Origin of the sequence: Natrinema ejinorense, assembly GCF_002494345.1 — an archaeon.
In the GTDB taxonomy this organism is placed as follows: domain Archaea; phylum Halobacteriota; class Halobacteria; order Halobacteriales; family Natrialbaceae; genus Natrinema; species Natrinema longum.
The window spans coordinates 1,027,985-1,053,449 of sequence record NZ_NXNI01000001.1 but is presented as its reverse complement, the minus strand read 5'-3'; the positions used below and the strand labels follow the sequence as shown (position 1 = coordinate 1,053,449).

Genomic DNA, 25,465 nt, shown 5'->3' with positions numbered 1-25,465 from the left:
TCGGTGCGACCGGGGTCACTCCCCCCGTCGCTCGAGGATCCGGTCGATGATCAGCCGCGTCGAGAGGAGTTGGTCGCCGTCGCTCGACTCCCGACCGCTCGCTCGGCGTACCTCACAGTCGATCCCGCGAGCCTCGAGTTCGGCCGCGATGGCGTCGTCGTCGTGATGTTGGTCGTGGCCCAGCGCGATCACGTCGGGGTCGATCTCCTCGATCGGGACGAAGATGTCTTCCTCGTGGCCGAGCAGGGCCTCGTCGACGGACTCGAGCGCGGCGACGACGTCGCGGCGCTGGGTGGCCGGGCAGATCGGTGCCTCCTTGTGATCGACGTTCGCCCTGCGGGCGACGATGACGGCGAGTTCATCGCCCATCGCGGCGGCCTCCTCGAGGTAGTGGACGTGGCCGGGGTGGAGGATGTCGAACGTTCCCTGAGCGATGACCGTCCGCGTCATCTGTCCCTCCCTGTGGAGTGGGGGGTTGGCGGTTCGCGTGTCGATCCCGTCGCGGTTGAGTCGGTAGTCACTGGTGGCATCGTCTCGAGTCTCGGCAGTGTCATCGGCGCAGTTCCTCGTCGATATCCGCTTGCGTGAAATCGAAGAAGTCGTCGGTGTCGGGCAGGTCGACGTCGATCACGTTCAACGTGGTCGGTTTGCCCTGCGAATCGAACGCCTTCCAGTCGGTCCGGCGGTAGGGCGCACCGATGATGACGTGGACGCTCCCGCGGCCGAACGTGTCCAGGTCGGCGTCGCTCGGGCGGATGACGCCGTTGGGATGGGAGTGAATGCTCCCCAGCGCCTTCACGTCGTTTGGAATCTGGTTCGTCTTGACGGTCGCGCTGACGCTGTTGGACTCCGTGCCGGGCACCACGAGGATGTCCGTGATGACCAGGCCCTCCCGGTCCAGTCCCAGGCGATCGGCCTCGGTCCCCCGGAGAAACCCCATGTACTCGTTGGGATGGGTCTCCTCGGAGGACTCGAGGGCGAACTCGAGGGTCTCCTCGGCGATGCCGAGGATCTCGCTCGAGCGAAACAGCGCGTCGAACAGCCCCATATCACCCTCTGAGGCCTTGCGGTTGCTAAACGTTCCGATGCACCGGTTGCCTCGAGCGCTGCGCGGCCGATCGGTCGGCGACAACGGGCTGGTTTCACGATCCGAACGCGTTCGATTCCACTCGAGACCGCCGATGAATCGGATCAATTTCCCCCCGTATATGGTTGTCCAAAATACATATGTGCTCTCCCCGCCCACTATCGAGCGATGTCTTCCCGCCGCTCGGTTCTCGCTACTGGCATCGGCATCTTTTCCTCCGGGATTGCCGGTTGTGTATCGTTGCCCCGGCTTCGTGAACCGGACGGAGCTGACTGGTCGGCTTCAGTCCCCGAGCCGGGTGCCCTCGGGTCACCGGTGACTACCGAGGGAGTCGTCGCCGCGGGTGGCAGCCGCGACGGTAGTCTCGAAACCGGGCAACTGGTCGCGTTCGATACGGAGACGGGAAAGCAGCAGTGGGAACACGAGTTCGGTCGACCGACCGGTCTCGTCGCCGCCGACGGTTCCGTGTACGTCGGCGAAAAACGGGAATCGGGGCAGTCGCGGATCTCCGCTTTCGATGCCCGGACTGGGACACGACGGTGGCGGCAGACGGTATCCAATCACTCGTCGGCGATGGCCGTGGCGAACGGAACGCTATACGCTGCAAACGGCGGTCTCGCCGCGCTCGAGACCGCCGACGGATCGGTACGATGGGAACAGTCCCACGTCCCCGAAACGGATTTTACCGTCGTCGCCGCCCCGGACGACCAGTTGGCGGCCGACGATCACGCGGTCTATTTCGGTGACGCGGACGGAGTGGTTGCGATCTCACCCACCGACGGGACCACCTCGTGGAGTTGGCGACCGGCGCAATGGGAGGCAACCGCCGTCGGCCCGGTTCCGATCCACGACACGGTCTCCGTCGGCGGTGGCGGTGATGTCGTCGCACTCGACGCGGCGGACGGGTCCGGTCGGTGGCGGACGCCGTTCGGTCGAGGTGCCGAGATCATGGGGGTCCACGCAACCGACTCGTCGCTGCTCGTCGCGGAGTCGACGGACGACGCCCCGTCGGATACGTTCGGAACGGTGTACGAACTCTCGGCGGCAGACGGCAGCGAACGGTACGAAATGCGGTTCGACGCACCTGTCACTCGAGCAGTATCGACGCCGGCGACGCTCGTTGTCGGGACGGCCGACGGAACCGTGACGTGGACCGACGGCGCGTCGTTCTTCGCTCGGCCCGAGACATCACTTCCGACCAGCGGCTTCGGACTCGGTGCCGCCGGCGAACAGGCGTTTGCCCAGACCAGCGAGGGAACGCTTTGGGCCCTGTCACCCCCCGAGTGAGATCCCGTCATCCCCCCGAGCACCGCTCAGCGGAGCCCGACCGTACGGGCCGGTGACCGACTCCCTCGAGCCCCATCGCTTCTTGACAAGGGTTATACGCGACCACCCCCAAACGTTGAATCAAGATGACGCGTGACTCCGCCGGGGAACCCGGCGCAGACGACGGGGATTCCGTCGTCTACGATCTCGCTTCCGATTGTACCGCCGACGACGTCGAGCACGGCCGCCCCTATCTCGCCGAAATCAACGGCATCGTCGACTACGGCGTCTTCGTCGATCTCTCCGACTCCATCTCCGGACTCGTCCACGAGTCCGTCCTCGAGGGCACGTTCGCCGTCGGCGACGAACTCGTCGTCGAACTCGAGAGCGTCCGCGACAACGGTGACCTGGCCTTCGAGACCGTCGATGTCGATGATTACACCCTCGAGGAGGTCGGTCACGACTACTCGCTGACGGGGACCGACCGCCTCGAGAGCAATATCGGCGACCAGATCCACCTCGAGGGAACGGTCACACAGGTCAAACAGACCGGTGGGCCGACGATCTTCCACGTCTCCGACGAACACGGCGTCGTTCCCTGTGCCGCCTTCGAAGAGGCCGGCGTCCGCGCCTACCCCGCCATCGAGGTCGGCGACGTCGTTCGGGTCACCGGCACGCCGGAACACCGGGAAGGGTCGGTCCAAGTCGAGGTCGACGGCCTCTCGAAACTCGACGGCGAGGCTGCCGAGGAAGCCCGCGAACGCCTCGAGGACGCTCTCGATGCTCGCGCCGAGCCCCACGACGTCGAGCCCCTGATCGACTGGCCGGCCTTCGAAAAGCTCCGTCCGAACCTCGAGGAAGTCGCGCAACTGCTCCGACGGACCGTACTCGAGGGGCGACCGATCCGGGTGCGCCACCACGCCGACGGTGACGGAATGTGTGCTGCCGTGCCCGTTCAGATCGCACTCCAGCGGTTTATCGCCGACGTCCACGAGGACGCGGACGCGCCGCGTCACCTCATCAAGCGACTGCCGGCGAAAGCGCCGTTCTACGAGATGGAAGACGCCACGCGGGACCTCAACTTCGCGCTCGAGGACCGCGAGAAACACGGCCAGCAGCTCCCGCTCCTGCTCATGCTGGACAACGGTTCGACGGCCGAGGACGTCCCGGCCTACGAGACGCTGGCCCACTACGACATCCCGATCGCGGTCGTCGACCACCACCATCCCGACCCGGATGCGGTCGAGGACCTGCTCGACGCCCACGTCAATCCCTACCTCCACGGCGAAGACTACCGGATCACGACGGGGATGCTCTGCGTCGAACTCGCGCGGATGATCTACCCCGATCTCACCGACGAACTCCGCCACATCCCAGCCGTCGCCGGCCTCTCGGATCGCTCGAAGGCCGACGCGATGGACGATTACCTCGCGCTCGCCGACGAGGAGGGATACGACGAGGACCGGCTCCAGGACGTCAGCGAGGCGCTGGATTACGCCGCCTTCTGGCTGCGCTACAACTCCGGTGACCAGCTGATTCAGGACCTGCTGCAGGTCGACAGCGACGACGAGGACAGACACCGCGAACTCGTCGAGTTCTTTGCCGACCGCGGGCGCGAAGAAGTCGACGAGCAACTCGACGCCGCGATGGCCCACCTCGAGCACGAGACACTCGACAACGGCGCCCACCTCTACCGGATCGACGTGGAGAACTACGCCCATCGGTTTACGTACCCCGCACCGGGGAAGACCACGGGCGAGATCCACGACCGGAAGATCGAGGAGACGGGCGATCCGGTCATCACGGTCGGCTACGGCCCGGACTTCGCCGTCCTCCGCAGTGACGGCGTCCGGCTGGACATTCCGAACATGGTCTCGGAACTCGAGGCCGAAATCGCGGGCGGCGGCGTCTCCGGCGGCGGCCACCTCGTCGTCGGCTCGATCAAGTTCGTCTCCGGCAAGCGCGAGGAAGTGATCGACGCCTTGGTCGAAAAGATGGCCGAGGCAGACATCGACGAAGCGCTCTCGAGTGCGGCTCCGATCGACGACTGATCGCCGCTCGACCGCTCGTTTCGGCTTTTTCGAATCGGTTAGCGACGGCTGGCGGGCCCCGCGACTCGGCGGCGCGCCTCCGGCTGGAGGATCGCGTCGCTCGAGAGTGGGTTCGAAGCCCCGTTAGAGCGCTGCTGCGCGCCCTTTCTCACCAGAATTCCAATCGTAGTAAATTTTTAGTGAACGTATCAGGACGTACGAGTGGATATGGCTGATGAAAGATCACACCAATCATTCGGCCGGTATCAACGGCGCGGACTGCTCGGCGGTATGGCGTCGCTGTTCGCGGCAACGACGTACTCCCTGAACGTATCGGCGGACGCCGCGTCGCCGGTCGACGAGGGCAACGACTCGACGACTCAGACGGTTTCGTCACCGGACGAGAACGTGACAGTCGCTGTCGACATCGCCGACGGGACGCCGACTTACAGCGTCTCGTTCGAGGGGACGTCCGTCATCGACTCGTCGCGCCTCGGCTTCGAGTTCCAGAATCAGCACCCTTTCGGCGTCGGGGACGACGCGTCCGAGATCGCCGTCACGGGGAGTGAGCGGACGACGGTCGATACGACGTGGGACCCGGTCTGGGACCAGTACGACGAGATCCGGGAACGCTACACCGAACTCCGACTCGGCCTCGAGGAGACCGCGACTCCGGGCCGAGGTGGCACCCTCGAGGTGCGGGTGTTCGACGACGGAGTCGGGTTTCGGTTCCTCTTCGACGAGAGCTTCGGTGATCAGTTCGTCATCACGTCCGAGCGGACTCAGTACGCCTTCGCCGACGATTACGAGTCGTGGTGGATTCCCAACGACTACAACAACTTCGAGGTCGAGTACGAGGAGACGCCGTTGAGCGAGATCGGCTCGACGCTCGAGACGGACCTTGACGGCGCGTTCGACGGGATCCACACGCCGATGACGATGCGGACCGACGACGATCACTACGTCAGCGTCCACGAGGCGAACCTCGACGACTACGCCTCGCTGGCGATCGCGCCGGACGAGAGCGGCGATACCGCGTTCGAGTCGACGCTGGCGCCGCTGCCCGACGGGACGAAGGTGTCCGCGTCGGCCCCCCACGCGACGCCGTGGCGGACGGTCCAGCTCGGCCGTCGGCCTGGGGATCTCGTCGAATCGAACCTCATCGTCAACCTCAACGAGGACTACAGCGACGACGTGTTCACGCAGGGGACCGACTGGATCGAGCCCCAGAAGTTCGTCGGCGTCTGGTGGTTGATGATCACCGGTCGCGCCGACTGGGAGTATCAGGGTCCACAGACCGGTAATCACGGCGCACAGACCGGGCGGGCGAAGCAGTACATGGACTTCGCGAGCGAGCACGGCATTTCGGGCGTCCTCGTCGAAGGCTGGAACCGAGGCTGGTCGAGCTACCCGGGCGACGGGAGCGTCCTCGACTTCACCGAATCGTATCCCGACTTCGATCTCGAGGAGGTGACCGACTACGGTGCGAGCCTCGAGCCGCCGACCCAGATGACGATGCACAACGAGACGGCGGGCGACCTCCGGAATTACGAGTCCCAGCTCGAGGAGGCGTTCGGCCTGTACGACGACCTCGGCATTCGGACGATCAAGAACGGCTACGTCGCCGACGACGGAGATCTGGCCGGCGAGGGGTACAATCACCACAATCAGGTGCTGGTCAACCACCACACGCTGGTCGCGGAGCGGGCGGCCGCCAATCGACAGATGCTCGATATTCACGAGCCGATCCACCCGACCGGTCGCCGCCGGACCTACCCCAACCTGATGACCCGCGAGGGCGTGAAAGGCCAGGAGTACGACTCCTTCGGCGACGTCAGCCCGGCCCATCACGTCACGTTCCCGTTCACGCGGATGCTCGCCGGTCCCGTCGAGTACACGCCGGGGATCTTCGACATGGACTCCGGCTCCGGCGGCATCGAGACGACCCGAGCCAAGCAGCTCGCGATGTATCCGACCTACTTCAGCGGGCTCCAGATGGTCGCCGACCTGCCGAGTTCGTATCTGGCCGACCAGCCCGCGACGCTCGAGGTCGGCGAGGTCGCGCAGGTCCAACACGCCGACCTGGACGGGCTCGTCACCCAGTCCGAGTGGGCACACGCGCAGGGCGAAGCGTACGTTCCGTTCGACGCCAACAGCGTCGACAGCGGCTCGACGGCCGCCTGGACGCTCGAGGACGTCGACGCGGGCGAGTACGACGTCCACCTCCGAGTGGCGAACTACGAGGCCGACAACGGGCTCGGAGACGGCGTCGACGCGACGGCCACGCTCCGTATCGACGGCGAGCCGGTCGAACAGCTATCGATACCGGGAACGGAGTACTGGGACGTCTGGACCGCCACGGCGACGACGGTCTCCCTCGAGGGCGGAGACGACCTCTCACTTACGCTGACCGACGAGGACACCGGCGGCTTCAACCTCGATTCGATCGCCGTCACGGAATCCGGGCGGTCGATGCCGGAGCCGGACAAACCGCCGATCACCGGACCGACGGTTCCCGCGTTCCAGTTCATCAAGGACGTGCCGGCCGCGGGCTGGGGCGACACGCGCGTCCTGAATTCGTCGATCGGCGACTACATGATCACCGCCCGGCGGAAGGGCGAAGAGTGGTACGTCGGCGCGATGACCGACGAGAACGGTCGCGCGCTCGACGTCCCGCTCGACTTCCTCGAGTCCGCGTCCGACCGAGGTCACGGAAAGGGCCACAAGAAAGGCCGCGGGAAAGGACACGAGAAAGCCAGGGGGAAAGGGCACGGAAACGGCCACAAGAAAGGAAAGTACGTCGCCGAAATCTACTCGGACGGTATCGACGCCAGCTACGACGGGAATCTCGAGGACGTCCGTATCGACGAGGCGATCGTCGACGCGTCCACGACGCTGTTGGCGTCGACGGTCGGCTCCGGCGGCACCGCCGTTCGGCTCCGTTCGGCGACGCGGGATGACCTCGAGACGCTCCCGACCTACGAACGCCCCTCGCAAGATATCGACGTTTCGATCGACGCGGAGACGTTCGTTCGGGAGCCGTTCATCGCGGCGACCGGGTCGAACGACGGCGACTACATCGGCGGGACGAACGTGGAACTCGTCGTCGACGGCGAGGTCGTCGCCGTCGAAAACGTCCGGTTCGCACCGGGCACGACCGACGAGCCGTTCGCGTTCGGCTCGTCGATCGACGCCGCGGGAACCTACGACGTGACCGTCCGGACGCTCGAGGGGGGGACCCTCGCCAGCCGGTCGGTGACGGTGAAGCCGCCGGTGACCGTCGCGTCGTTCGACGATCCGAGCGGCGACGACGACGGGCCCGGCGAGTACACGTATCCGACGGCCGACGCGTTCGCGGACGGCGTCTTCGACCTCCGGTCGTTCGAGGTGACACGGACCGCGAGCGCCGTCCAGTTCTCGTTCGCCGTCGAAACCCTGACCAACGCGTTCGGGAGCGATCGCGGCTTCTCACCGCAGCTGTTCGTGCTGTGGCTCCGCGATCCGACCGCTGACGGCGGCACGACGTCCGAAGTCGGTGATATCGGTGTGGCCGCCGACTTCGAGTCGGCATGGCACTACCGCCTCGAGGTGAGCGGGTTCACGAAAAGCGCGGTCGACGCGGGCGGGAACCCGCTGATCGACGCCGACGGAACCGAAATCGCCGTTCGGGACGACGTCGATCACGACGCCAATGTCGTCTCCCTCTCGGTCGATCGAGCGGCGTTCGGCGAGACCGACATTTCGGAGCTGGAGGTCGTCGCGATGGTCCAGTCCGAGGACCGGGGTTCGCTCCGCCCCATCGCCGAAGACGCCGGGGGCTACGTGTTCGGCGGGGCCGTTCCCGGCGCGGTCGAGAACGCACCCCGCGTGATGGACCTGGTGACGCCCGCGGACGTCACCCAGGCCGATGCGCTGGCCTACTCGGCCGACGAACGAGCGACGCTGCCGTTCGTCCGGCTGGGCGACGGCTGATCGAAAATCGGGCGCGAGAACGCAGCAGGCACGCGACGAGCACCCACCCGACCGCGACGCGGTGGGCCTCTTCGCTCCGTCTCGGACGGCCCCCCGTTGCAGACGGAACGGAGTACCGACGAACGCGCTTCGAGAATCGGTCGGAATCGGTGCGGTGAACTCGAGACCGCGGGAGTGCCGCGATTAATCGGCGCCGTGACGCGGCGCGTATCCGCAGTCGTCGCAGACGACCGACTCGTATCGGGTCGACAGCGAACCCGGACAGTCGGGACAGCGATAGTCGGATTCGAGTGACTGTTGACTGATTGCCATGTGGGGGTCGAGGAACTGAGCGCCGATAAGCTCGCCTGTTATAGCGGTGAAATCAGATAGTGATCCTAGAACGTGTAGCAGGTTCACGGCCGGAGCCGTCGAAAATCGCGACGGTCAGTCGACGGGTCGTTCCACCCGGGACGCGATCAGAACTGGTAGCGTCGCTCGTCGTCCAGTGACGGGTACTGGTCCGCGCCGGTCATCTCCTCGAAGGTCATGTCGGACAAGTACTCGTCGTAAGTCACGTCGTAGGCCGACCTGAGCTGGAAGTCGAGTTTGCCGGTGTCGACGGTCGACTGAAAGAGCATGTGGATCGCTCGGCGGACGAGTTCGTCCGTCTCCTCGGGCTCTAAGGCCGTCTCGAGCAGTGCGAGTTCGTTGCGCGTCTCGCGGTCCAGCGAGACGGCGAGTTCGTCACCGATGTCACTGTACGAGTCCGTAACCGCATCGTTGAGATCGTCGAGGCTCATACGGGAGGGGTCTCGAGCGGGCCGGATAGGCCTTTCGTGGTCGTCGCGTCGGCGACGCCGACCGCGGCGGACCGCTCGCGGTCGGGACCGCCACCAGTAAGGCGTCCCAGTCGCTAGCGAGACCGATGAGTGACGCCGAGGCACCGGCCGACGAGTGGCGCCTGCCCGACGATCCCGGGGCCGTTCGCGAGGCCCTGATCGAGTGGTACGAAGACGACCACCGCGACTTTCCGTGGCGACGGACCGACGATCCCTACGAAATCCTCGTCAGCGAGGTGATGAGCCAGCAGACCCAGCTCGGCCGCGTCGTCGAGGCCTGGGAGGCGTTCCTCGAGCGCTGGCCGACCACCGCCGACCTCGCCGACGCCGACCGCGCCGACGTCGTGGGGTTCTGGACGGACCACAGCCTGGGGTACAACAACCGAGCGAAGTACCTCCACGAAGCCGCCGGACAGGTCGAAGACGAGTACGGCGGCGACTTCCCCGAGACCCCCGAGGAACTGCAAGCGCTGATGGGCGTCGGTCCGTACACGGCCAACGCGGTGGCGAGTTTCGCCTTTAACAACGGCGACGCGGTCGTCGACACGAACGTCAAGCGAGTGCTCTACCGGGCGTTCGACGTTCCCGACGACGACGCGGTCTTCGAGGACGCCGCGAGCGACCTCATGCCCGAGGATCGCTCGCGGGTCTGGAACAACGCGATCATGGAACTGGGCGGCGTCGCCTGCGAGCAGACCCCTCGTTGCGACGAGGCCGGCTGTCCCTGGCGCGAGTGGTGTCGCGCCTACGCCAGCGGCGACTTCACCGCTCCCGACGTGCCGACCCAACCGAGTTTCGAGGGAAGCCGCCGGCAGTTCCGCGGTCGCGTGATCGGGACGCTCCGGGAGTACGAGGAACTCGAGATCGACACCTTAGGTCACCGCATCCGCGTCGACTACGCGCCCGGAGGCGAGTACGGCCGTGACTGGCTCACGGGCTTGCTGTCCGACCTCGAGTCTGATGGGCTGGTCGAATTCGACCGCGATGGCAGTGACGGCCCCGTCGCGCGGTTACAGCGCTAAACTCTCCCGACGACCGATCGGTGACGGGAGATGGTATCCACGATCGTGTATTACGGAGTCAAGGCGAAAGCGTTTTTGAGCACGGATACGGGGTATGATGTAATGACCGCCTACACCGCGACGGTGACGGTTCGACTCAAACGGGGCGTACTGGACCCCGAGGCCGAGACCACGAAGCAAGCCCTCGAGCGGCTGGGCTTCGAACTCGAGGAGCTGCGGTCGGCCGATCGCTTCGAGGTCGACCTCGAGGCCGATTCCGCGGACGGCGCACGCGAGCGCGCAGACGAGATGGCCGAACGGCTGCTGGCGAATCCGACCATCCACGACTACGACGTGGAGGTCGCAGAACGGTAGATGACGGTTTCGATCATCCGCTTTGGCGGCTCGAACTGCGATCGCGACGCGAAACGGGCACTCGACTATCTGGATATCGACGCCGAGATCGTCTGGCACGAGGACGGACTGCCCGAGGAGACGACGGGCATCGTTATCCCCGGTGGCTTTTCTTACGGGGACTACCTCCGCGCGGGGGCGATGGCGGCCCGCTCACCGATTATGGCCGACGTTCGCGAGGCCGCGGCGGCAGGCGTTCCGGTTCTGGGCATCTGTAACGGCGCACAGATCGGCTGTGAGTCCGGCCTGACCGAGGGTGCGTTCACGACCAACGAGAGCGCTCGGTTCCAGTGTGAACACGTCCATCTGCGCGTCGAGCGCGACGATACGCCCTGGACCGTCGCCTACGACGAGGGCGAGGTCATCGACGTCCCGATCGCCCACGGCGAGGGCCGCTACGAGATCGACGACGACCGGTTGGCCGCTCTCGAGGACGAGAATCGCGTGCTCTTCCGGTACTGCGAGGAAGACGGGACGACGAGTCCTGACGCGAACCCGAACGGTTCCAAACACGATATCGCCGGCGTCCTCGGCGACCGCGAGTCCGTCGCAGTGTTGATGCCCCATCCCGAACGGGTAACCCTCCCCGACGTCGGTCCGACGGACGGACAGGGTATCCTCCGGGGATTCGAACCACCGAGAAACGGCGTATAGGGCCTGTATTCGATTTTTTCTACGAAACGACTTCAGGTTAAACGGAATAAACGAATCCGTGAACCGAGTCCAAGACTAATACGTACGGGGTTCGTTGTGGTCGACTGGAATACAGGGGATGTCCACGAACACCGGACCGAACGCTCGAGTTGTAGTCGTCGGTGCCGATACCGGGATCGGTATCAAACGCACCCTCGAGGGACGCGGCATGACTACCGAGCGGGTTCGAACCATCGCGGCGTGTCTCGAGTCCCTCGCGACAGCCGACTGCGTCGTGATCGAGGGGTCACCCCCCGACGTCGGTCCGGTCGACTGCTGCAGGGCGATCCGGGAGCAGTGGCCCGCGATTCCGATCGTGATCGTCCCCGAGGACGGGAGCGAAGCACTCGCGGGCGCAGTCGTCGCCGCGGGAGCCGACGGCTACGTCCCTCGTTCTCAGGTGTCCGACACCCTCCGCTCGCGGCTGGATGCAGTGCTCGAAACCCAGGCAGCGACGGATCGGTCTCTACACGCCGGGAGGGAGGAGGCTGTGATCGATACCGCTCCGGTGACGTCGGTCGCGGAGCCGTCGAATCGCCTCACGGCCCTCGTCGAACAGTCGCCGCTCGCGATCGTCGAGTGGACCCCCGCCGAGTTCGACGTTCGAACCTGGAATCCGGCCGCGACGGAGCTGTTTGGCTATACCGCTGCCGAGGCGATCGGCGAGTCCGCCCTCGAGTTGCTCGTCCCCGCGGGCGAGCGACGGGCGGTACGCGAGGACATACAGTCGCTCGTCGACGACGGTCTCACCGACCCGTCCTGGCGGGAGAACTGTAACGTCCGCAAGGACGGCACGACAGTTACCTGCGAGTGGTTCGACATCCCGCTGGGCGAAGACGGCGAGATCGAGAGGGTTCTCTCGTTCGGACGGAACGTCACTGCCGATCGCAAGCGGGCGAACGCACTCGAGGCGCTCCAGGAGACGACCCAGAAACTCCTGCGAGCCGAGTCCGCCGAGGAGATCGGGGATATCGTGTTGACGGCGACCGAGGACGTAATCGATCGCTCGTTCGCCGGAATCCGGCTCTACGACGAGGAAAGTGAGACGCTCGAGGCCACACGCATCACGCCGACGCTCGAGGAATACACCGACGGTATCCCGTCGGTCGGTCCCGGAGATACCGTTTTCTGGGAGGCCTACAGCAACCAGGAACCGACTATCGCCGAGAACGTCTCGATGGACCGCGTTCCGTACGACATCGGGGCCGAAATCGGGACCGCGCTCTTCCAACCGCTGGGCGATCACGGGCTGTTTACGGTCGCGGCATCCGGCGACGACACCCTCGACGACACCGAGATCCACCTGATCCACGTCCTCGCGAGGACTGCCGAAGCGGCGCTCGATCGGGCGGCTCGCGAACGCGAACTCGAGCGGACGAAGACTGTCGTCGAGACGGTCGGTGATTACGTCTATCAGCTCGATCTCGACGGCCGGTTCGTCACCATTAACGATACGACGATGGGCGAGATCGACTACGATCGCGACGACCTGCTCGGCGAGTACGTCTCGAAGCTTCTTACGGACGAGAGCGTCGAACGCGGACAGCGACACATTCAGGCCCTCATCGACGGCGAACGACGCATCGCGACCTACGAGGTCACCCTCACGGGCCCCAACGGCGAGCGGACGCCGGGCGAAGTCAACATGGCACTGCTGCGGTCCAACGGCGAGATCGATGGGACGGTCGGCATCGCTCGAGACATCAGCGACCGAAAACGGATGGAACAACAGCTCGTCGACAGGAAGTCGAAAATAGAAGGGCTTCACGACGTCGCGTCCCGGCTCGACGACTGTCAGAGCCGCGAGGAAATTTACGAAATAACCGTCGAGGCCGCCGAAGACGTGCTCAACTTCGATCTCTGCTGTGTCGACAGGGACCAAGAAGGGTCGCTCGTCAAACGGACTATTTCGTCCACTCTCGATGCGGACCTCGAGGGAGAATTGCCAGTCGACGTCGGCATCGACGGGACGTCCGGTCGGACACGACAGCCCTACCGGATCGACGACGTCGAGGCGGACGACAACGCGGTGGCCAGCGTCGACGGTCTCAGATCGGTACTGAGCGTCCCGATCGGCGATCACGGCGTGTTTCAGGCCATTTCGATGGAGCCCGGCGCGTTCACCTCGGCCGACGCGGAACTGGCGGAGCTCCTGCTCTCCCACGTCACGGATGCACTCGACCGAATCGCGTTCGAAGAGCGGTTGCGAACCGAACGCGATCGCTTCGCGGCGCTGTTCGAGAACATCCCCGATGCCGTCGTCAGCGTCAGCCAACTCGAAGACGGCCCGGTGGTCGAGGCGGTCAATCCGGCGTTCGAGCGGGTCTTCGGCTACGCCGAGGCGGATCTCGTCGGCGAACCGCTCGACGAGATCATCGTGCCGCCGGACAGGGCAACCGCAGCCCAGACGCTCAATCGCCGTGGAAGCCGGGGCGAGGTCGGCGAGTCCGAGGTCAAACGACGGACGGCGAACGGATTGCGCGATTTCAGACTCCGGGTCGTCCCGATGGAGATGGACGGGTCGTCGGACCGCGCGTTCGGACTCTACACCGATATCACCGAGCAGAAACAGCGACAGAAGCGCCTCGAGATCCTCAATCGGGTCCTGCGTCACGACCTGCGCAACGGGATGAACATCATCGACGGCTGTGCGGAGATGCTCGCCACGAGCGTCGACGACGCCGACCGCGAGTTCGTCGAGACGATCCGCTGCCGGACGAGCGAACTCACCGCGCTCGCGCAGAAAACCCGTGCCGTCGAGCGCGTCCTCGACCGCGAGGAGGTCCCGAGCGGGCCGATCGACCTCGTCACAGCCGTCGAGCGTGCAGTCGCCCGCCTCGAGCGCACCGCCGACATCGAAATCACCTGTTCGCTGCCCGAGCGAGCCGTTGCTCGAGGCGACGAGTACCTGGAAGCGGCCGTCTTTCAGATACTCGAGAACGCCGTCGAACACAACGACCGGCCACAGCCCTCCATCGACGTGACGCTGTGTACCCGGTCGACCGACGGGCTGTTGTCACTCTCGATCGCCGACGACGGCCCCGGTATCCCCACCGAAGAACGCGACCTCCTCGAGGGCAATCAAGAGATTACGCCGCTCCGCCACGCGAGTGGCCTCGGACTCTGGCTGGTCAACTGGGTCGTCACGCAGGCGGGAGGTCACCTGTCGTTTACCGACAACGAACCCCGTGGCACCGTCGTCACACTCGAGGTGCCTCGCGCCGATTCGGCCTCCCTCCGATCCACGTCGGGCGACACGGCTGTGGGGGACGACCGGAGCCGGCTCGAGTTCTAGCGGCCCCACTCGTAGAACCACCAGCTCACCCCGAGTAACACGAGGCCCGCGCCGAGCGCGGACGTCGCTGGCTCGGGAAACACGAGCAAGAGGAGGCCGATGACGACCAACACGGCTGGCTCGAGTTCGTTCCAGTAGTCAGAAAACGACGGGTATCCCATACGGCTGGGAGTGGGTCGACGAGGAAATATCACATCCCGACTCACGCAACGTGGTGCTATCGCGTCAGGGGCTGGTTGAAGCTCCGCTCGCGCTCGATGACCGTCTCCCAGGTCAGCTCACACTCACAGGAAACCTGCTCGAAGACCGTCGGATCCTGTCGGAGGTCGAAGTCCTTGATCGCCTTCTGGACGCGGTCGTCACACTCCTGACAGTTGTGTGGACCCCGATCGGAGCCGTGGCCGACCGGATCCGAGACGACGATGGCGTCGACGGCCGCCGTCTCCTCGAGCACGTGTGCGACCGACCACAGCCACGGCGGTCGGTAGCCGTCGTTGAAGTAGAGGTCGTCGACCATGGTGTAGCGCTGGACGTTGCAGGGGTTCATCGAGACGGTGTGACAGCCCTCGACGTCGGCACAGCGCTCGATCGACGAGATCATGTCCGCGACGGCTTCGGACTCGGTGAGGAAGGGCGGTTTCATCAGCAGGTAGGCCTTGATGCCGGCCTCGACGTCCTCACCCGCCTCCTCGTCGGCAGCCGCGGCTTCCGTGCAGGCGGCCTCGAAGTCCGCGAAGTCGAAGTACTTGTTCACGCAGTCGTGGCGGACCCGATCGGTGGCCGTCTCGAGGCCGATCGCGACGTCCGTGTCGATGCCATGCTGGGTGAAGTCGGCGATCTTCTCGCGATCGACGAAGTCGGGCAGCGACTCGACGACGATGCGCTCGCGGTCGGCGAAGGTGTCGGCGATCGCCCGTCTGGATTCCGCGCCGACCTCGCGCTCGTCGAGGAAGGAGCCGGAGGTGTAGATCTTGATCAGGTCGGCGGGTTCGTCGGCGTTGTCGGCCTCGTGGGCGAGACAGACGTCGATCTGGTCCATCAAGGCGTCGTGGGAGACGGAGCCGCCGTCGACGCTTTCCGCGACGTAGCCACACATCGTACAGCCCCCGGCGCGGGCCCACCGACAGCCGCCGGTGTTGAGGATGATCGTCAGGCTCGACTTGACGCCGCCGGGGGTGTTGTCCTCGTCGAGCCAGACTCGAGTGGGCTCGTGGGGATCGTAGCTGGCCTCCTTGCGCGAACGGATCTCGCGCATCACCTGGTTGTGGGCGTCCATGCCCTTCCCCTGCTCGTAGACGTCCGGGCTCGGTTTGCTCATTACCGCCGTTACCCGTTGGAACGGTAAAGGCTCGTCGTCCTCGAACGCTTCCCTCGAACCTGTCTGTGGTCACTATAGTAGCAACTGAAAGTCATTGCATACCTGATCGCACGACAGCGTTGCGATCAGTGTGTAAATCGTTTCAGTTGCTACTATAGCCATCCTGGAAGACGATCGACGAATAGTCCGAACCGATTCACGGACACGAGACGGCTTCCCGCTCCCGGTTGCGTCGTCTAGAGACCGCGAGGTCGAACTGGCACGCGGCGACTCGCATCCCAGTGGACGCGAGGGTGGGTCGTTCGGTTGATAGGTGGTGTGTCTCTGAACCGGCCTGGGTGGGGGCCGGACCGCCAGCGTTCCAGCCGACCGCGGTCCACGTACCACTATGTGAAAATGGGTATAAACGTGTTTTCAGTTCCAGCAGTCGTCCGGTCGGTCGCGCCGGTGGAACGGCCGATCAGCGGGAAACTGTCTGACGGACGTCTGCCAGGCGTCAGAAATCTATCGAGGGATTCATTGGGAGGGTCGTTGCGACGTAGCATATGTCGAACACGACACCGACCAGTCTCAGGGTCGTACAGGGGGTGGCGGCACACGAAGGGGTCGACCCGATGGATCTCGAGCCGCCGCTACACGAGGTGATCGATACCGACGCACTCGATGTGCTGTATCGCAAGGCGGATGCCTTGAGCGTGAGGATCGAATTCACGTATCGCGAGAACCACGTTCGTATCGACGAGTCGGGACACGTCGACGTGACGGACGCGACCGCGGATCGCGGTAGTTCGACCGCAGTCGAGTGACAGCGGGACCGCGCGCGGAGCGGGGCGGCTCCGAGTTCGTGCCCTCCATCGCCGGTTTCACTTTCACTCCGCTGTCCAAACCCTCTTACAGCCCTGTCCCGCAGACGACGATAATGGACGGGAACGAGCCCCGCGAGTTGCCGGTCGCCGACGACGCCCTTCCGTTCGATCCGGCCGACACGACGATCGAGGACGGGGACGTGTTCGAGTTGCTCGAGCCCGCGGTTCAGGAGTGGTGGCTCGAGGAGTTCGGCGAGTTCGTCCCCGAGAACGACGGGTTCTTCACGCCGCCACAGCGGGGTGCGATCCCGAAGATCCACGAGAGGACGAACACGCTGGTCTGTGCGCCGACCGGGAGCGGGAAGTGCGTCAAACCGGATACGCCGATGATCGTTCGAGACGACGGTGAGGCATCGGTCCTTCGAGCGGAAGACCTTCTCGAACGCCGGAATCGAAAAGTCACAGACGTCGATACGGACGGAGAGTTGTACACGAGTCCGATCGAGGCATACTCACTCGACGAAGAGGAGCTCACGCTTCGTCAATCGATGGTCTACTCGGAGAGCTACGACGGGCCGATCCATCGAATCCGAACGTCGTACGGGAGAGAAGTCGAAGTCACACCGGATCATCCGCTTCTCGTCGAGACTCCATCGGGGCCCACGTGGCGCTCGGCGGAGGACATCGAGGAGGGTGATCGGATCGGCGTTCCGACTCGTATCGAACTCCCCGAGCGAGACATCGACCTTAATGTTCGCGCTGCGCTTGACCGGCTTCGATCCGAATTCCCGCTCGTCGCAACCGAAGCAAAATCGGATCATGTCATCGCTCGTCTCGAAGACAAGGCCCCCATTTCGGCGTTCGACGAGTCCGAACGGTGGCTTGCCCTCGCGCTTGCTGGACTCTCTGTGCCGGACGTTGCGGATCACCTATCGATCGGGATTTCGTCCGCCTGGAAACTGGTGAAAGGCGATACCGAGTACTGTGCGAATGACCTCCTCGCGTTGCTTCGAGCGAAGTGTACGCCGCTCGAGCCCGGTGAGATACTCGTCAAAACCGACAACGGTCGCTTGTCCCGCTTTCGCTATCCAACGACGCTCGATTCCGAACTCGCAGAACTGTCCGCGTTCGTCCTCGCGGAGGGCCTGATCGGAGCAGACGATCGGAACAGGTTCGTTCAGATAACCCAAAAGAATCGGACTGAACTTCTCGAACGCGCGGTGGAGACGATGCGGGATCGGTTCGGTATCGAATTCGAGCAGAAGTCGGAGATCGACTACGTTGTTTCCGACGCAGCGTTTTCCGTGTTCTTTTCGGAATTACTGGATCTCGAACCGGGACCGAGCCGCGACGTACCGCTCCCGAATTGGGTGCTGAACGCGTCGAAACAGATTAAACGGTCGTTCCTCTCGACGTTTCTATCGCTGGAGAGCGAGGTTCGATCCAACGAAGTCCGTCTCATACAGGCTAATGAATTGAAGATAGAACAGTTGTCGTACCTCTTACTCTCGTTCGGGATCCTCCCCGCTCGGAGCCGCCGGGAAAAGTACGCGACGAATACGGAAGAGCAGACGAGACGAGAGTATCACTCGCTTATCGTTCGAGGAATCGAGAATCTGTCGACGCTCCTGTCGGAGTGTTCGATCGTCCACCCGAAAATCGACGAACTGGAAGCACATACTGCCGGGCAGAGTAACGGCAATCACATTGGGCGGTACGCGTTCGACTATCGAGACGTTCGAGCGCTGTCGAAGTACTTCGAGAACGACCGAGAGTTCAATGCCGAGCTCGGCAACATTTACGAAGTAGCCAGACGAAGCGGATACCTCACGGAACGAGCACTGGAAACGCTGTCTACGACGCTTCAGTCGCTCCCATCCGACGAGACGACTCGTGAACTTGCGGCACAGATCGACGAGATACGTCGTCGGAACGTCGCTTGGGTACCCGTCGAATCGAACGACACGTCACAATATAGCGGACAAATCGTCGATCTCAGTGTTCCGGATACGCACAACTTCGTCGGTGGTCGTGGCGGACTGTACCTTCACAACACGCTTGCATCCTTCACGTCGATTATCAACGACCTGTATCGCCGCGACCACGACACTGACGACGGCCTCGAGAACTCTGTTTACTGTCTCTACGTCTCGCCGCTCAAATCGCTCGCAAACGACATTCACCGCAACCTCGAGGTGCCCCTCGAGGGGATCGAGGCGATCGTCGACGACCGAGAGGGCGAGGAGATGGGCGAGATCCGCCACGCGATTCGCCACGGCGACACTGCCTCGAGCGACCGCCAGAAGATGCTCGAGGAGACGCCCCACATCCTCAATACGACGCCCGAAACCCTCGCGATACTTCTCAACTCGCCCAAGTTCCGCGAGAAGCTCCGGACCGTCGAGTACGTCATCGTCGACGAGATCCACTCGCTGGCGGCGGGCAAACGGGGCACCCACCTCGCGGTCAGCCTCGAGCGACTCGAGGCGATGGCCGAGGGCGACATTACGCGGATCGGCTGCTCGGCGACGATCGAGCCCCTCTCTCGGGTGGCGGAGTTCCTCGTCGGCTGTGAGGAACCCAGCGGCGAGGCACAGGGCCCTTCCCCTCGCGACTACGAGATCGTCGACGCGCGCTTCGCTCGCGAGTTCGACATGCAACTGGAGTGTCCGACCGACGACCTGATCAACACGCCCAGAGCGGTCGTTCAGGAGCGATTTTACCGGCTGCTCCACGACCACATTCAAAATCACACGAACACGCTGGTGTTTACGAACACCCGTTCGGGTGCCGAACGGGTCCTCCACAACCTCCGTGAGCGCTTCGACGGCTACGACGAGGACAACTCGGGGTGTCATCACGGGAGTCTCTCGAAAGACGTCCGCCAGGACATCGAGGGGCGGCTGAAGGACGGCGCTCTCGACGTGGTCACCACCTCGACCAGCCTCGAGCTGGGGATCGACATGCCCCACGTCGATCTCGTCGTCCAGGTCGGCTCGCCCAAGTCCGTCGCGGCCTTGCTCCAGCGGATCGGCCGTGCGGGCCACCGCGTCGGTCAGACAGTCACGGGGCGGGTGATCGCCCTCGACAGGGACGAACTCCTCGAGTGTGCGGTCATGCTGAAGAAGGCCACGGAGGGGTTCGTCGACTCCGTGTCGATCCCCGAGAACGCCCAGGACGTGGCCGCCCAGCACGTCTACGGGATGGCGATCGCGGAAATCCGACCCGAGGCCGACCTGAAGGCGATCCTCCGGCGGGCCTATCCCTACCGCAACTACAGCGAGGACGAGTACGAATCGCTCATGCGGTATCTCACCGCCGACTACGCCGGCCTCGAGGAGAAGAACGTCTACGCGAAGGTCTGGCGCGACGCGAACGACCCGCCGGACGGCCAGCACCACCATGAGGCGTTCCCGGTCGGCGAACCGCTGATCGGCAAGCGCGGTCGGCTCGCACGGGTCATCTACATGACCAACATCGGGACGATCCCGGATTCCTTCACCTGCGACGTCTACACGCGCGCGAGCGACGACTGGGTCGGCCAGTTGGACGAGGAGTACCTCGACACCTTGGAGAAGGGCGACGTCTTCGTCCTCGGTGGCGATCACTTCGAGTACCGCTACCGGCGCGGATCGAAGGTGTACGTCGATCGCACGAGCGCGCGTCCGACCGTCCCCTCGTGGTACTCCGAGCGACTGCCGCTCTCGTACGATCTGGGCCGTGAGATCCTCGCCTTTCAGGGCGAACTCCTCGCGCGCTACGACGACGGCGGGCCGCCGCGAGTCCGCGCGTGGCTCCGGGAGTTTCCGCTGGACGACGACAGCGTGCGGGCCATCGCCCGCCTGTTCGATCACCAGTGTCAGTACGCCGGCATCGAAAGCGTGAGCACGACCGACCGGCTCGCGATCGAAGTCGTCCGGGATCGCGAGGAGTACGAACGCCACTACTACGTTCACTCGACGTACGGTCGCAAGGTCAACGACGGCCTGTCGCGGCTGCTCGCCTACCGCTGTGCCCAGGAGGCGACGGCGAACGTCCGCGTCGCCGTCGCGGACAACGGCTTCGTCCTCTCGATGCCGCTGAACCGCAAGGTCGACATCGAGGGGATCGTCGCCGACCTCGAGGCCGAACAGGTCCGCGAGGACCTCCGAGCCTCCCTCTCGGGGACGGACCTGCTCCAGCGGTACTTCCGGATCAACGCGACCCGCTCGCTGATGATCCTCAAACGCTACAAGGGCTACGAGAAGTCCGCGAGCGAACAGCAAGTCTCCAGCGAGATGCTGCTTGGCTTCGCCGAGGACCTCGCGGACTTCGCCGTGATCGAGGAGACCTACCGCGAGATCCTCGAGGACAAACTCAACGTCGACGAGATCGAGGCTCTCGTCCGCGCGATCGCCAGCGACGACCTGACCGTCTCCCGGAGACTCCTCGATTCGCCGACGCCGCGGGCCTTTGGCCTCGCGACGCTCTCGGCCAGCGACGTCGTCCTCGCCGAAGACGAGAGCGCCGCCCTCCAGTCGTTCCACGAGCGCGTGCTCGAGGAGATCGGCGAGGAGTCGCTCGCGGGCCTGACGACGGGTTCGGACGACGAATAGCGGACGATCGAGCCCCGCTCTCGGCGATCGGTCGGGGGACGGAGCCATCGCCGCCATTCTACAGTATAAATAGTTAACATCGGTAGTCATCGCCCAAACTGACTTTATCTTGGAAACTGAATGGGGGTGTGTCACCAATGATTATGCGAGAACTACCGGCACGAAGCAGCCGAGATGATCGGCAGCGACCCCACGACGGTCCGGGTCGTCCGCCAACGGAGCGCTCCGCGAACGGAGGGGTCTGAATGGTCGATCACGAGACGTGGAGCGAGCGACAGTCGTCGACGACGGTCGCGGTCGACGGCCACGACCTCGAGGTGGCCTACTACGAGGACGGCCCCGACGAGAGCGACGAGCCCCCGGTGGTCTTCGTCCACGGCATCCCGACGTGGTCGTTCCTCTGGCGCGATATCGTCCCCGCGATCGCCGACGATCGACGCACGATCGCACCGGATCTGGTCGGCTACGGCAACTCCGCGATGCAGGACGGCTTCGATCGCTCGATTCGCGCCCAAGAGGCGATGCTCGAGGCCCTGCTCGCGGATCTCGATGTCGATCGGATCGCACTGGTCGCCCACGACATCGGTGGCGGCGTCGCCCTGCGATTCGCCGCACACAATCCCGAGATGGTCGATCAGCTCGTCCTCTCGAACGCCGTCTGTTACGACTCCTGGCCGGTCGAGTTCGTCTCGAACCTGGGGCTGCCGTCGACCGCCGAGATAGAGCGCGAGGAACTCGAAGGGCGACTCGACGCGGCGTTCGTCGAGGGGGCGTACGGTGAGGCCGATCCCGAATTCGTCGCGGGAATGAAAGCACCGTGGCTCACCGACGAGGGCCACGTGTCACTCGTTCGCAACGCAGTCTCGACGAACACGAACCACACGACGGAGATCGACTACGGCGCGATCACCGCAGAGACGCTGCTGTTGTGGGGTGAAGACGACGTCATGCAGCCCTACGACTACGCCGAGCAACTGGCCAGAGACGTTCCGGAGGCCGAACTCGCGCCGCTGTCGGAGGCCTACCACTGGGTTCCCGAGGACCGATCGGACGCGTACGCCGAGCGCCTCGGCGAGTTTTTGACCGAATCGAACACATAAACACATGTATCCGATGGAATTACAGCTAGTATGAGCGACGAATCGCCGAACTGGGAGTTCAAAGATCGCGATATCGCGATCCTCAGCGAACTCTCGAACGATCCACAGTTGTCCTCGCGCGAACTGACGCAAGTACTCGAGTCCGAATACGACATCGACGTCTCCCACGTCACCGTCAGCGAGTCGATCCGGCGGATGCGCGACGAGGGCGTCTTCCGCGAGGCGATCATCCCGAACGAGGAGTACTACATCTTCGCGCTGTTCGAGTTCAAGTTCAATCCCGAACACTTCGCCGACAACTGGCGCGACGCCATGGAGTACATCAAGGCGGACAAACACACCCTGTTTTTCTTCCTCTCGGACGGGGAGTACCAGTGGAAAACGGTGATGATGTTTCGGGACCGCGAAGAGATCTCCAAGTGGATTCACGACTGTTATCGGGATTACGGAACGGTCATCGCGAACATTCGAAATTCGGCGGTCCACAACGTCCTCAAGTTCCAGACCGATCCACGGATCTTCGAAGAGCTCGGCGACGATCAGGAGGAGTGACCGACTCGTGGTCCTCGAGTCGGAACCGAGTGGTCACTCCTCCCCGATCCCATCGCGGAACAAGCGGTAGGTAGTGCGACCGACGGCGGCCTCGCCGTCCGCGCCGCTGACGGTGACCTCGGTGACGCCGGTCGAACCGCCGGCCCGGAGCACCTCGGCTTCGGCGCGCAGGTCGCCGGTCGCCGGTCGCAGATAGGAGACGTTGAGATCGGTCGTCGTCAGGAACGCATCGGCGGGATTCTCGAACGTCGTCCGCAGGGCGAACGCGCTCGAGGTATCGATCAGCGTCGCGACGATGCCGCCGTGGACCGGATCGTGTCCGTCGTTGCCGACCGGGTTCTCGAAGTCCTCGTCCTGTTCGATCACCAGGACTGCTCGTCCGTCCTCGAGGTGTTCGACCTCGAGGTCGAGCCACGACAGGTAGCCGTGACGCTGGACGAACGACTCCCACTCCGGCCAGCCCGATGCGTCCGCCGGCCCCTCGGTCATCTTACTTGCCCTCGAACTCGGGCTCGCGGTCTTCGGCGAACGCGGCGGTCCCTTCCAGCACGTCGTCGGTGCTCGAGAGGAGGCCAAAGCCCTGGCTCTCCATGACCAGTGCGGCGTCGAGGCTGGCGTCTTGCCCCTCGTTCATGACCTTCTTGGCGACTTTGAGACCGATCGGCGGGCCAGAACGGAGATCGTCGAGGAATTCGCCGACGGTGTCGTCGAAGTCCTCTCGCTCGACAGAGCGGTTGATGAGGCCCCAGTCCTCCGCGCGGTCGGCGTCGATGTGGTTGCCACGGAAGACGAGTTCTTTCGCGCGGGTCTCCCCGAGGATCCGGGTGAGCCGCTGCGTGCCGCCGCCGCCGGGGATCAGTCCGAGGCCGATCTCGGGCGCACCGAACGACGAGCGCTCGGTCGCGATCCGCAGGTCACAGGCTAGCGCGAGCTCCAAGCCGCCACCGAGACAGAAGCCGTCGATCTTCGCGAGGACGGGACGGGGGAACTCGTTGACCGTCTCGAAGCCGGGCGTGACGTCCATCATATCGGTCGGAGCCGTATCCGCGAACCCGGAGATGTCCGCACCGGCGCTGAACGCCCGGTCGCCCGATCCCTCGATCGTCGCGACCCGAACCTCGTCAGTATCGACCGAGGAGAACAGGTCGTCGATCTCGGAGAGCAGATCCTCCGACAGCGCGTTCATCCGGGACGGTCGGTCGAGTTCGACCTGCAGGACGCCGTCCTCGAGGTCGTAGTTCAGGTCGTGATAGGGACCGAGCTCGTCGTCGCCGTAGTCGTAGAAGCCAGCGCCGGCCTCCTCGCCGGTCTTGCCCTCCTCGACGAGTTCCTCGAGGTAGGGATGGGGCTCGAATCGGTCCTCGCCCGTTTCCTCGTAGAGCGTCTCGAGTTTCTCGAGGACCGTATCGAGGCCGATCTTGTCGCCGCGTCGGCAGATTCCCTCGGGGAAGCCCAGCCCGAGCTGGACGCCGGTGTCGACTTCTTCGGGGGTCGCGACGCCCTCGCCGACGAGGAAGGCCGCGCGGTTGATCATGCGCGCCTCGACGCGGAGCCAGTCGAAGTCGCCCGCGTCCTCGGGCTCGTAATCGGCACCGTCGCCGTCCTCGTAGTCGTAGAAGCCCTTGCCGGTCTTCTGGCCGAGATCACCGGCCTCGACCTTCTCCTCGGTGATCGGCGGGATCGGGCTGTCGCCCTCCTTGCGAACGTGGTAGCCGACGTCGATGCCGGTGAGGTCGCCGAGTTCGAACGGCCCCATCGGGTAGCCCCGCTCGTGGGCCATCGTCGCGTCGGCCTCGCGGATCGTCGCCTCGCCGTTCGAGACCATAAAGGCGGGCTCGCCGCCGAAGGGTCCGACGATGGTGTTGACGACGAACCCGCGAACGTCCTTGCGGACGTAAATCGGCGTCTTGCCGATCGACTCGACCCACTCGTAGCCGGCTTCGGCGGCCTCGTCGCTGGTGTCCTCGCCGTAGATGACCTCCACGAGGTCCATCTTGACCGGCGGGTTGAAGAAGTGCAGACCGAGCACGCGCTCGGGCGTGTCGACGGCCTCCGCGATGTCCGAAATCGGCAGACTCGAGGTGTTCGTCGCCAGCAGCGTGTCGCCGCTGGTGTACTCCTCGAGGTCCGTGAAGATCTCGTGTTTCAGGTCGAGCTCTTCGGGTGCGGCCTCGATGACGAGGTCGGCGTCGGTGACGGCCTCCTCGAGATCCGTCGTCGTCTCGATCCGCGAAAGGACCTCGTCGGCCGACTCGTCGATCATCTCCTTTTCCTCGAGTTTCTCGAGGCTCCACTTGATCGACTCGTAGCCGTCCTCGACGAACTCGTCTTTGATGTCCCGCATCGTGACGTCGTAGCCGGCCATGGCCGTGACTTCGGTAATTCCGTGCCCCATGTTCCCCGCGCCCAGAACCGCAACGCGGTCAATGCTTTCGAGTGACATGGTGGTGTCGTCGGTCGGGAGTGTCTTAATTCCACCGACACCGTATTACCATTGTTAAGAGTTTCTCCGACC

At 64.4% G+C, this 25,465-nt stretch carries 18 protein-coding genes; 11 read left to right on the top strand and 7 right to left on the bottom strand.

Annotation, left to right across the window (positions count from 1 at the left end; translation table 11 throughout):
- Positions 1-15: 15 nt before the first annotated feature.
- On the bottom strand, positions 16-450 hold the full coding sequence (locus tag CP557_RS05255) for an adenylyltransferase/cytidyltransferase family protein (RefSeq protein ID WP_097378941.1): 435 nt from the start codon (positions 448-450) through the stop codon (positions 16-18).
- A gap of 100 nt (positions 451-550) precedes the next feature.
- Positions 551-1,048, bottom strand: a complete 498-nt coding sequence (locus tag CP557_RS05250; RefSeq protein WP_097378940.1) for a Mov34/MPN/PAD-1 family protein — start codon at positions 1,046-1,048, stop codon at positions 551-553.
- A 207-nt stretch (positions 1,049-1,255) separates the two neighbouring features.
- Between CP557_RS05250 and CP557_RS05245 the strand changes: the two genes are divergently transcribed.
- The 3 genes from CP557_RS05245 (at position 1,256) to CP557_RS05235 (ending at position 8,355) form a co-directional block, all read left to right on the top strand.
- Positions 1,256-2,374, top strand: coding sequence for an outer membrane protein assembly factor BamB family protein (locus CP557_RS05245; protein ID WP_097378939.1), 1,119 nt, complete (start codon positions 1,256-1,258; stop codon positions 2,372-2,374).
- A gap of 125 nt (positions 2,375-2,499) precedes the next feature.
- Complete coding sequence (locus CP557_RS05240) at positions 2,500-4,404, top strand: DHH family phosphoesterase (RefSeq protein WP_097378938.1); 1,905 nt, start codon at positions 2,500-2,502, stop codon at positions 4,402-4,404.
- A gap of 207 nt (positions 4,405-4,611) precedes the next feature.
- Positions 4,612-8,355 (top strand): glycoside hydrolase family 97 catalytic domain-containing protein, encoded by a 3,744-nt coding sequence (locus CP557_RS05235; RefSeq protein ID WP_097378937.1) that lies wholly within the window; start codon positions 4,612-4,614, stop codon positions 8,353-8,355.
- Between the two features lie 458 nt (positions 8,356-8,813).
- Here CP557_RS05235 and CP557_RS05230 read toward each other — a convergent pair whose 3' ends face one another.
- Complete coding sequence (locus CP557_RS05230; protein WP_097378936.1) at positions 8,814-9,137, bottom strand: hypothetical protein; 324 nt, start codon at positions 9,135-9,137, stop codon at positions 8,814-8,816.
- 125 nt (positions 9,138-9,262) lie between these two features.
- On the opposite strand from CP557_RS05230, the gene CP557_RS05225 reads away from it, so the two are divergent.
- The 4 genes from CP557_RS05225 (at position 9,263) to CP557_RS05210 (ending at position 14,579) form a co-directional block, all read left to right on the top strand.
- Entirely contained in the window at positions 9,263-10,198 is a 936-nt protein-coding gene (locus tag CP557_RS05225) for an HhH-GPD family protein (RefSeq protein ID WP_097378935.1), read from the top strand.
- 102 nt (positions 10,199-10,300) lie between these two features.
- On the top strand, positions 10,301-10,552 hold the full coding sequence (gene purS / locus CP557_RS05220; protein WP_097378934.1) for a phosphoribosylformylglycinamidine synthase subunit PurS: 252 nt from the start codon (positions 10,301-10,303) through the stop codon (positions 10,550-10,552).
- Positions 10,553-11,245, top strand: a complete 693-nt coding sequence (gene purQ, locus CP557_RS05215; RefSeq protein WP_097378933.1) for a phosphoribosylformylglycinamidine synthase I — start codon at positions 10,553-10,555, stop codon at positions 11,243-11,245.
- A gap of 118 nt (positions 11,246-11,363) precedes the next feature.
- Complete coding sequence (locus CP557_RS05210; protein WP_097378932.1) at positions 11,364-14,579, top strand: PAS domain S-box protein; 3,216 nt, start codon at positions 11,364-11,366, stop codon at positions 14,577-14,579.
- Here CP557_RS05210 and CP557_RS22440 read toward each other — a convergent pair.
- On the bottom strand, positions 14,576-14,740 hold the full coding sequence (locus CP557_RS22440) for a hypothetical protein (protein WP_169924341.1): 165 nt from the start codon (positions 14,738-14,740) through the stop codon (positions 14,576-14,578). The two genes, CP557_RS05210 and CP557_RS22440, sit on opposite strands and share 4 nt — an antisense overlap.
- A 56-nt stretch (positions 14,741-14,796) precedes the next feature.
- On the bottom strand, positions 14,797-15,897 hold the full coding sequence (locus tag CP557_RS05205) for an archaeosine biosynthesis radical SAM protein RaSEA (RefSeq protein ID WP_097378931.1): 1,101 nt from the start codon (positions 15,895-15,897) through the stop codon (positions 14,797-14,799).
- A 545-nt stretch (positions 15,898-16,442) separates the two neighbouring features.
- On the opposite strand from CP557_RS05205, the gene CP557_RS05200 reads away from it, so the two are divergent.
- The 4 genes from CP557_RS05200 to CP557_RS05185 all read left to right on the top strand — a co-directional run bounded on the left by CP557_RS05200 (position 16,443) and on the right by CP557_RS05185 (position 22,950).
- Positions 16,443-16,703 carry a HalOD1 output domain-containing protein gene (locus CP557_RS05200; protein WP_097378930.1) on the top strand — a complete coding sequence of 87 codons (261 nt, stop codon included), beginning with the start codon at positions 16,443-16,445 and terminating at the stop codon, positions 16,701-16,703.
- Positions 16,704-16,816: 113 nt separating this feature from the next.
- Positions 16,817-21,298 (top strand): ATP-dependent helicase, encoded by a 4,482-nt coding sequence (locus CP557_RS05195; RefSeq protein ID WP_097378929.1) that lies wholly within the window; start codon positions 16,817-16,819, stop codon positions 21,296-21,298.
- 245 nt (positions 21,299-21,543) lie between these two features.
- Positions 21,544-22,398: an alpha/beta fold hydrolase gene (locus tag CP557_RS05190; protein WP_097378928.1), complete on the top strand. Its 855-nt coding sequence runs from the start codon at positions 21,544-21,546 to the stop codon at positions 22,396-22,398.
- Between the two features lie 30 nt (positions 22,399-22,428).
- On the top strand, positions 22,429-22,950 hold the full coding sequence (locus CP557_RS05185) for an Lrp/AsnC family transcriptional regulator (protein WP_097378927.1): 522 nt from the start codon (positions 22,429-22,431) through the stop codon (positions 22,948-22,950).
- Between the two features lie 33 nt (positions 22,951-22,983).
- Here the strand turns inward: CP557_RS05185 and CP557_RS05180 are convergent, their stop codons facing one another.
- A complete protein-coding gene (locus tag CP557_RS05180) occupies positions 22,984-23,439 on the bottom strand; it encodes a PaaI family thioesterase (protein WP_097378926.1) in 456 nt (151 codons plus the stop codon).
- 1 nt (position 23,440) lies between these two features.
- Positions 23,441-25,393, bottom strand: a complete 1,953-nt coding sequence (locus tag CP557_RS05175; protein ID WP_097378925.1) for a 3-hydroxyacyl-CoA dehydrogenase/enoyl-CoA hydratase family protein — start codon at positions 25,391-25,393, stop codon at positions 23,441-23,443.
- Positions 25,394-25,465 lie beyond the last annotated feature (72 nt).

Bases quoted from the DNA above. Each gene is read 5' to 3' on its own strand.
- CP557_RS05225 (WP_097378935.1), top strand. From the start codon at position 9,263: ATGAGTGACGCCGAGGCACCGGCCGACGAGTGGCGCCTGCCCGACGAT.
- CP557_RS05200 (WP_097378930.1), top strand. From the start codon at position 16,443: ATGTCGAACACGACACCGACCAGTCTCAGGGTCGTACAGGGGGTGGCG.
- CP557_RS05255 (WP_097378941.1), bottom strand. From the start codon at position 450: ATGACGCGGACGGTCATCGCTCAGGGAACGTTCGACATCCTCCACCCC.
- CP557_RS05250 (WP_097378940.1), bottom strand. From the start codon at position 1,048: ATGGGGCTGTTCGACGCGCTGTTTCGCTCGAGCGAGATCCTCGGCATC.
- CP557_RS05185 (WP_097378927.1), top strand. From the start codon at position 22,429: ATGAGCGACGAATCGCCGAACTGGGAGTTCAAAGATCGCGATATCGCG.
- CP557_RS05175 (WP_097378925.1), bottom strand. From the start codon at position 25,393: ATGTCACTCGAAAGCATTGACCGCGTTGCGGTTCTGGGCGCGGGGAAC.
- CP557_RS05245 (WP_097378939.1), top strand. From the start codon at position 1,256: ATGTCTTCCCGCCGCTCGGTTCTCGCTACTGGCATCGGCATCTTTTCC.
- purQ (WP_097378933.1), top strand. From the start codon at position 10,553: ATGACGGTTTCGATCATCCGCTTTGGCGGCTCGAACTGCGATCGCGAC.
- CP557_RS22440 (WP_169924341.1), bottom strand. From the start codon at position 14,740: ATGGGATACCCGTCGTTTTCTGACTACTGGAACGAACTCGAGCCAGCC.
- purS (WP_097378934.1), top strand. From the start codon at position 10,301: ATGACCGCCTACACCGCGACGGTGACGGTTCGACTCAAACGGGGCGTA.
- CP557_RS05230 (WP_097378936.1), bottom strand. From the start codon at position 9,137: ATGAGCCTCGACGATCTCAACGATGCGGTTACGGACTCGTACAGTGAC.
- CP557_RS05210 (WP_097378932.1), top strand. From the start codon at position 11,364: ATGTCCACGAACACCGGACCGAACGCTCGAGTTGTAGTCGTCGGTGCC.
- CP557_RS05240 (WP_097378938.1), top strand. From the start codon at position 2,500: ATGACGCGTGACTCCGCCGGGGAACCCGGCGCAGACGACGGGGATTCC.
- CP557_RS05235 (WP_097378937.1), top strand. From the start codon at position 4,612: ATGGCTGATGAAAGATCACACCAATCATTCGGCCGGTATCAACGGCGC.
- CP557_RS05205 (WP_097378931.1), bottom strand. From the start codon at position 15,897: ATGAGCAAACCGAGCCCGGACGTCTACGAGCAGGGGAAGGGCATGGAC.
- CP557_RS05180 (WP_097378926.1), bottom strand. From the start codon at position 23,439: ATGACCGAGGGGCCGGCGGACGCATCGGGCTGGCCGGAGTGGGAGTCG.
- CP557_RS05190 (WP_097378928.1), top strand. From the start codon at position 21,544: ATGGTCGATCACGAGACGTGGAGCGAGCGACAGTCGTCGACGACGGTC.
- CP557_RS05195 (WP_097378929.1), top strand. From the start codon at position 16,817: ATGGACGGGAACGAGCCCCGCGAGTTGCCGGTCGCCGACGACGCCCTT.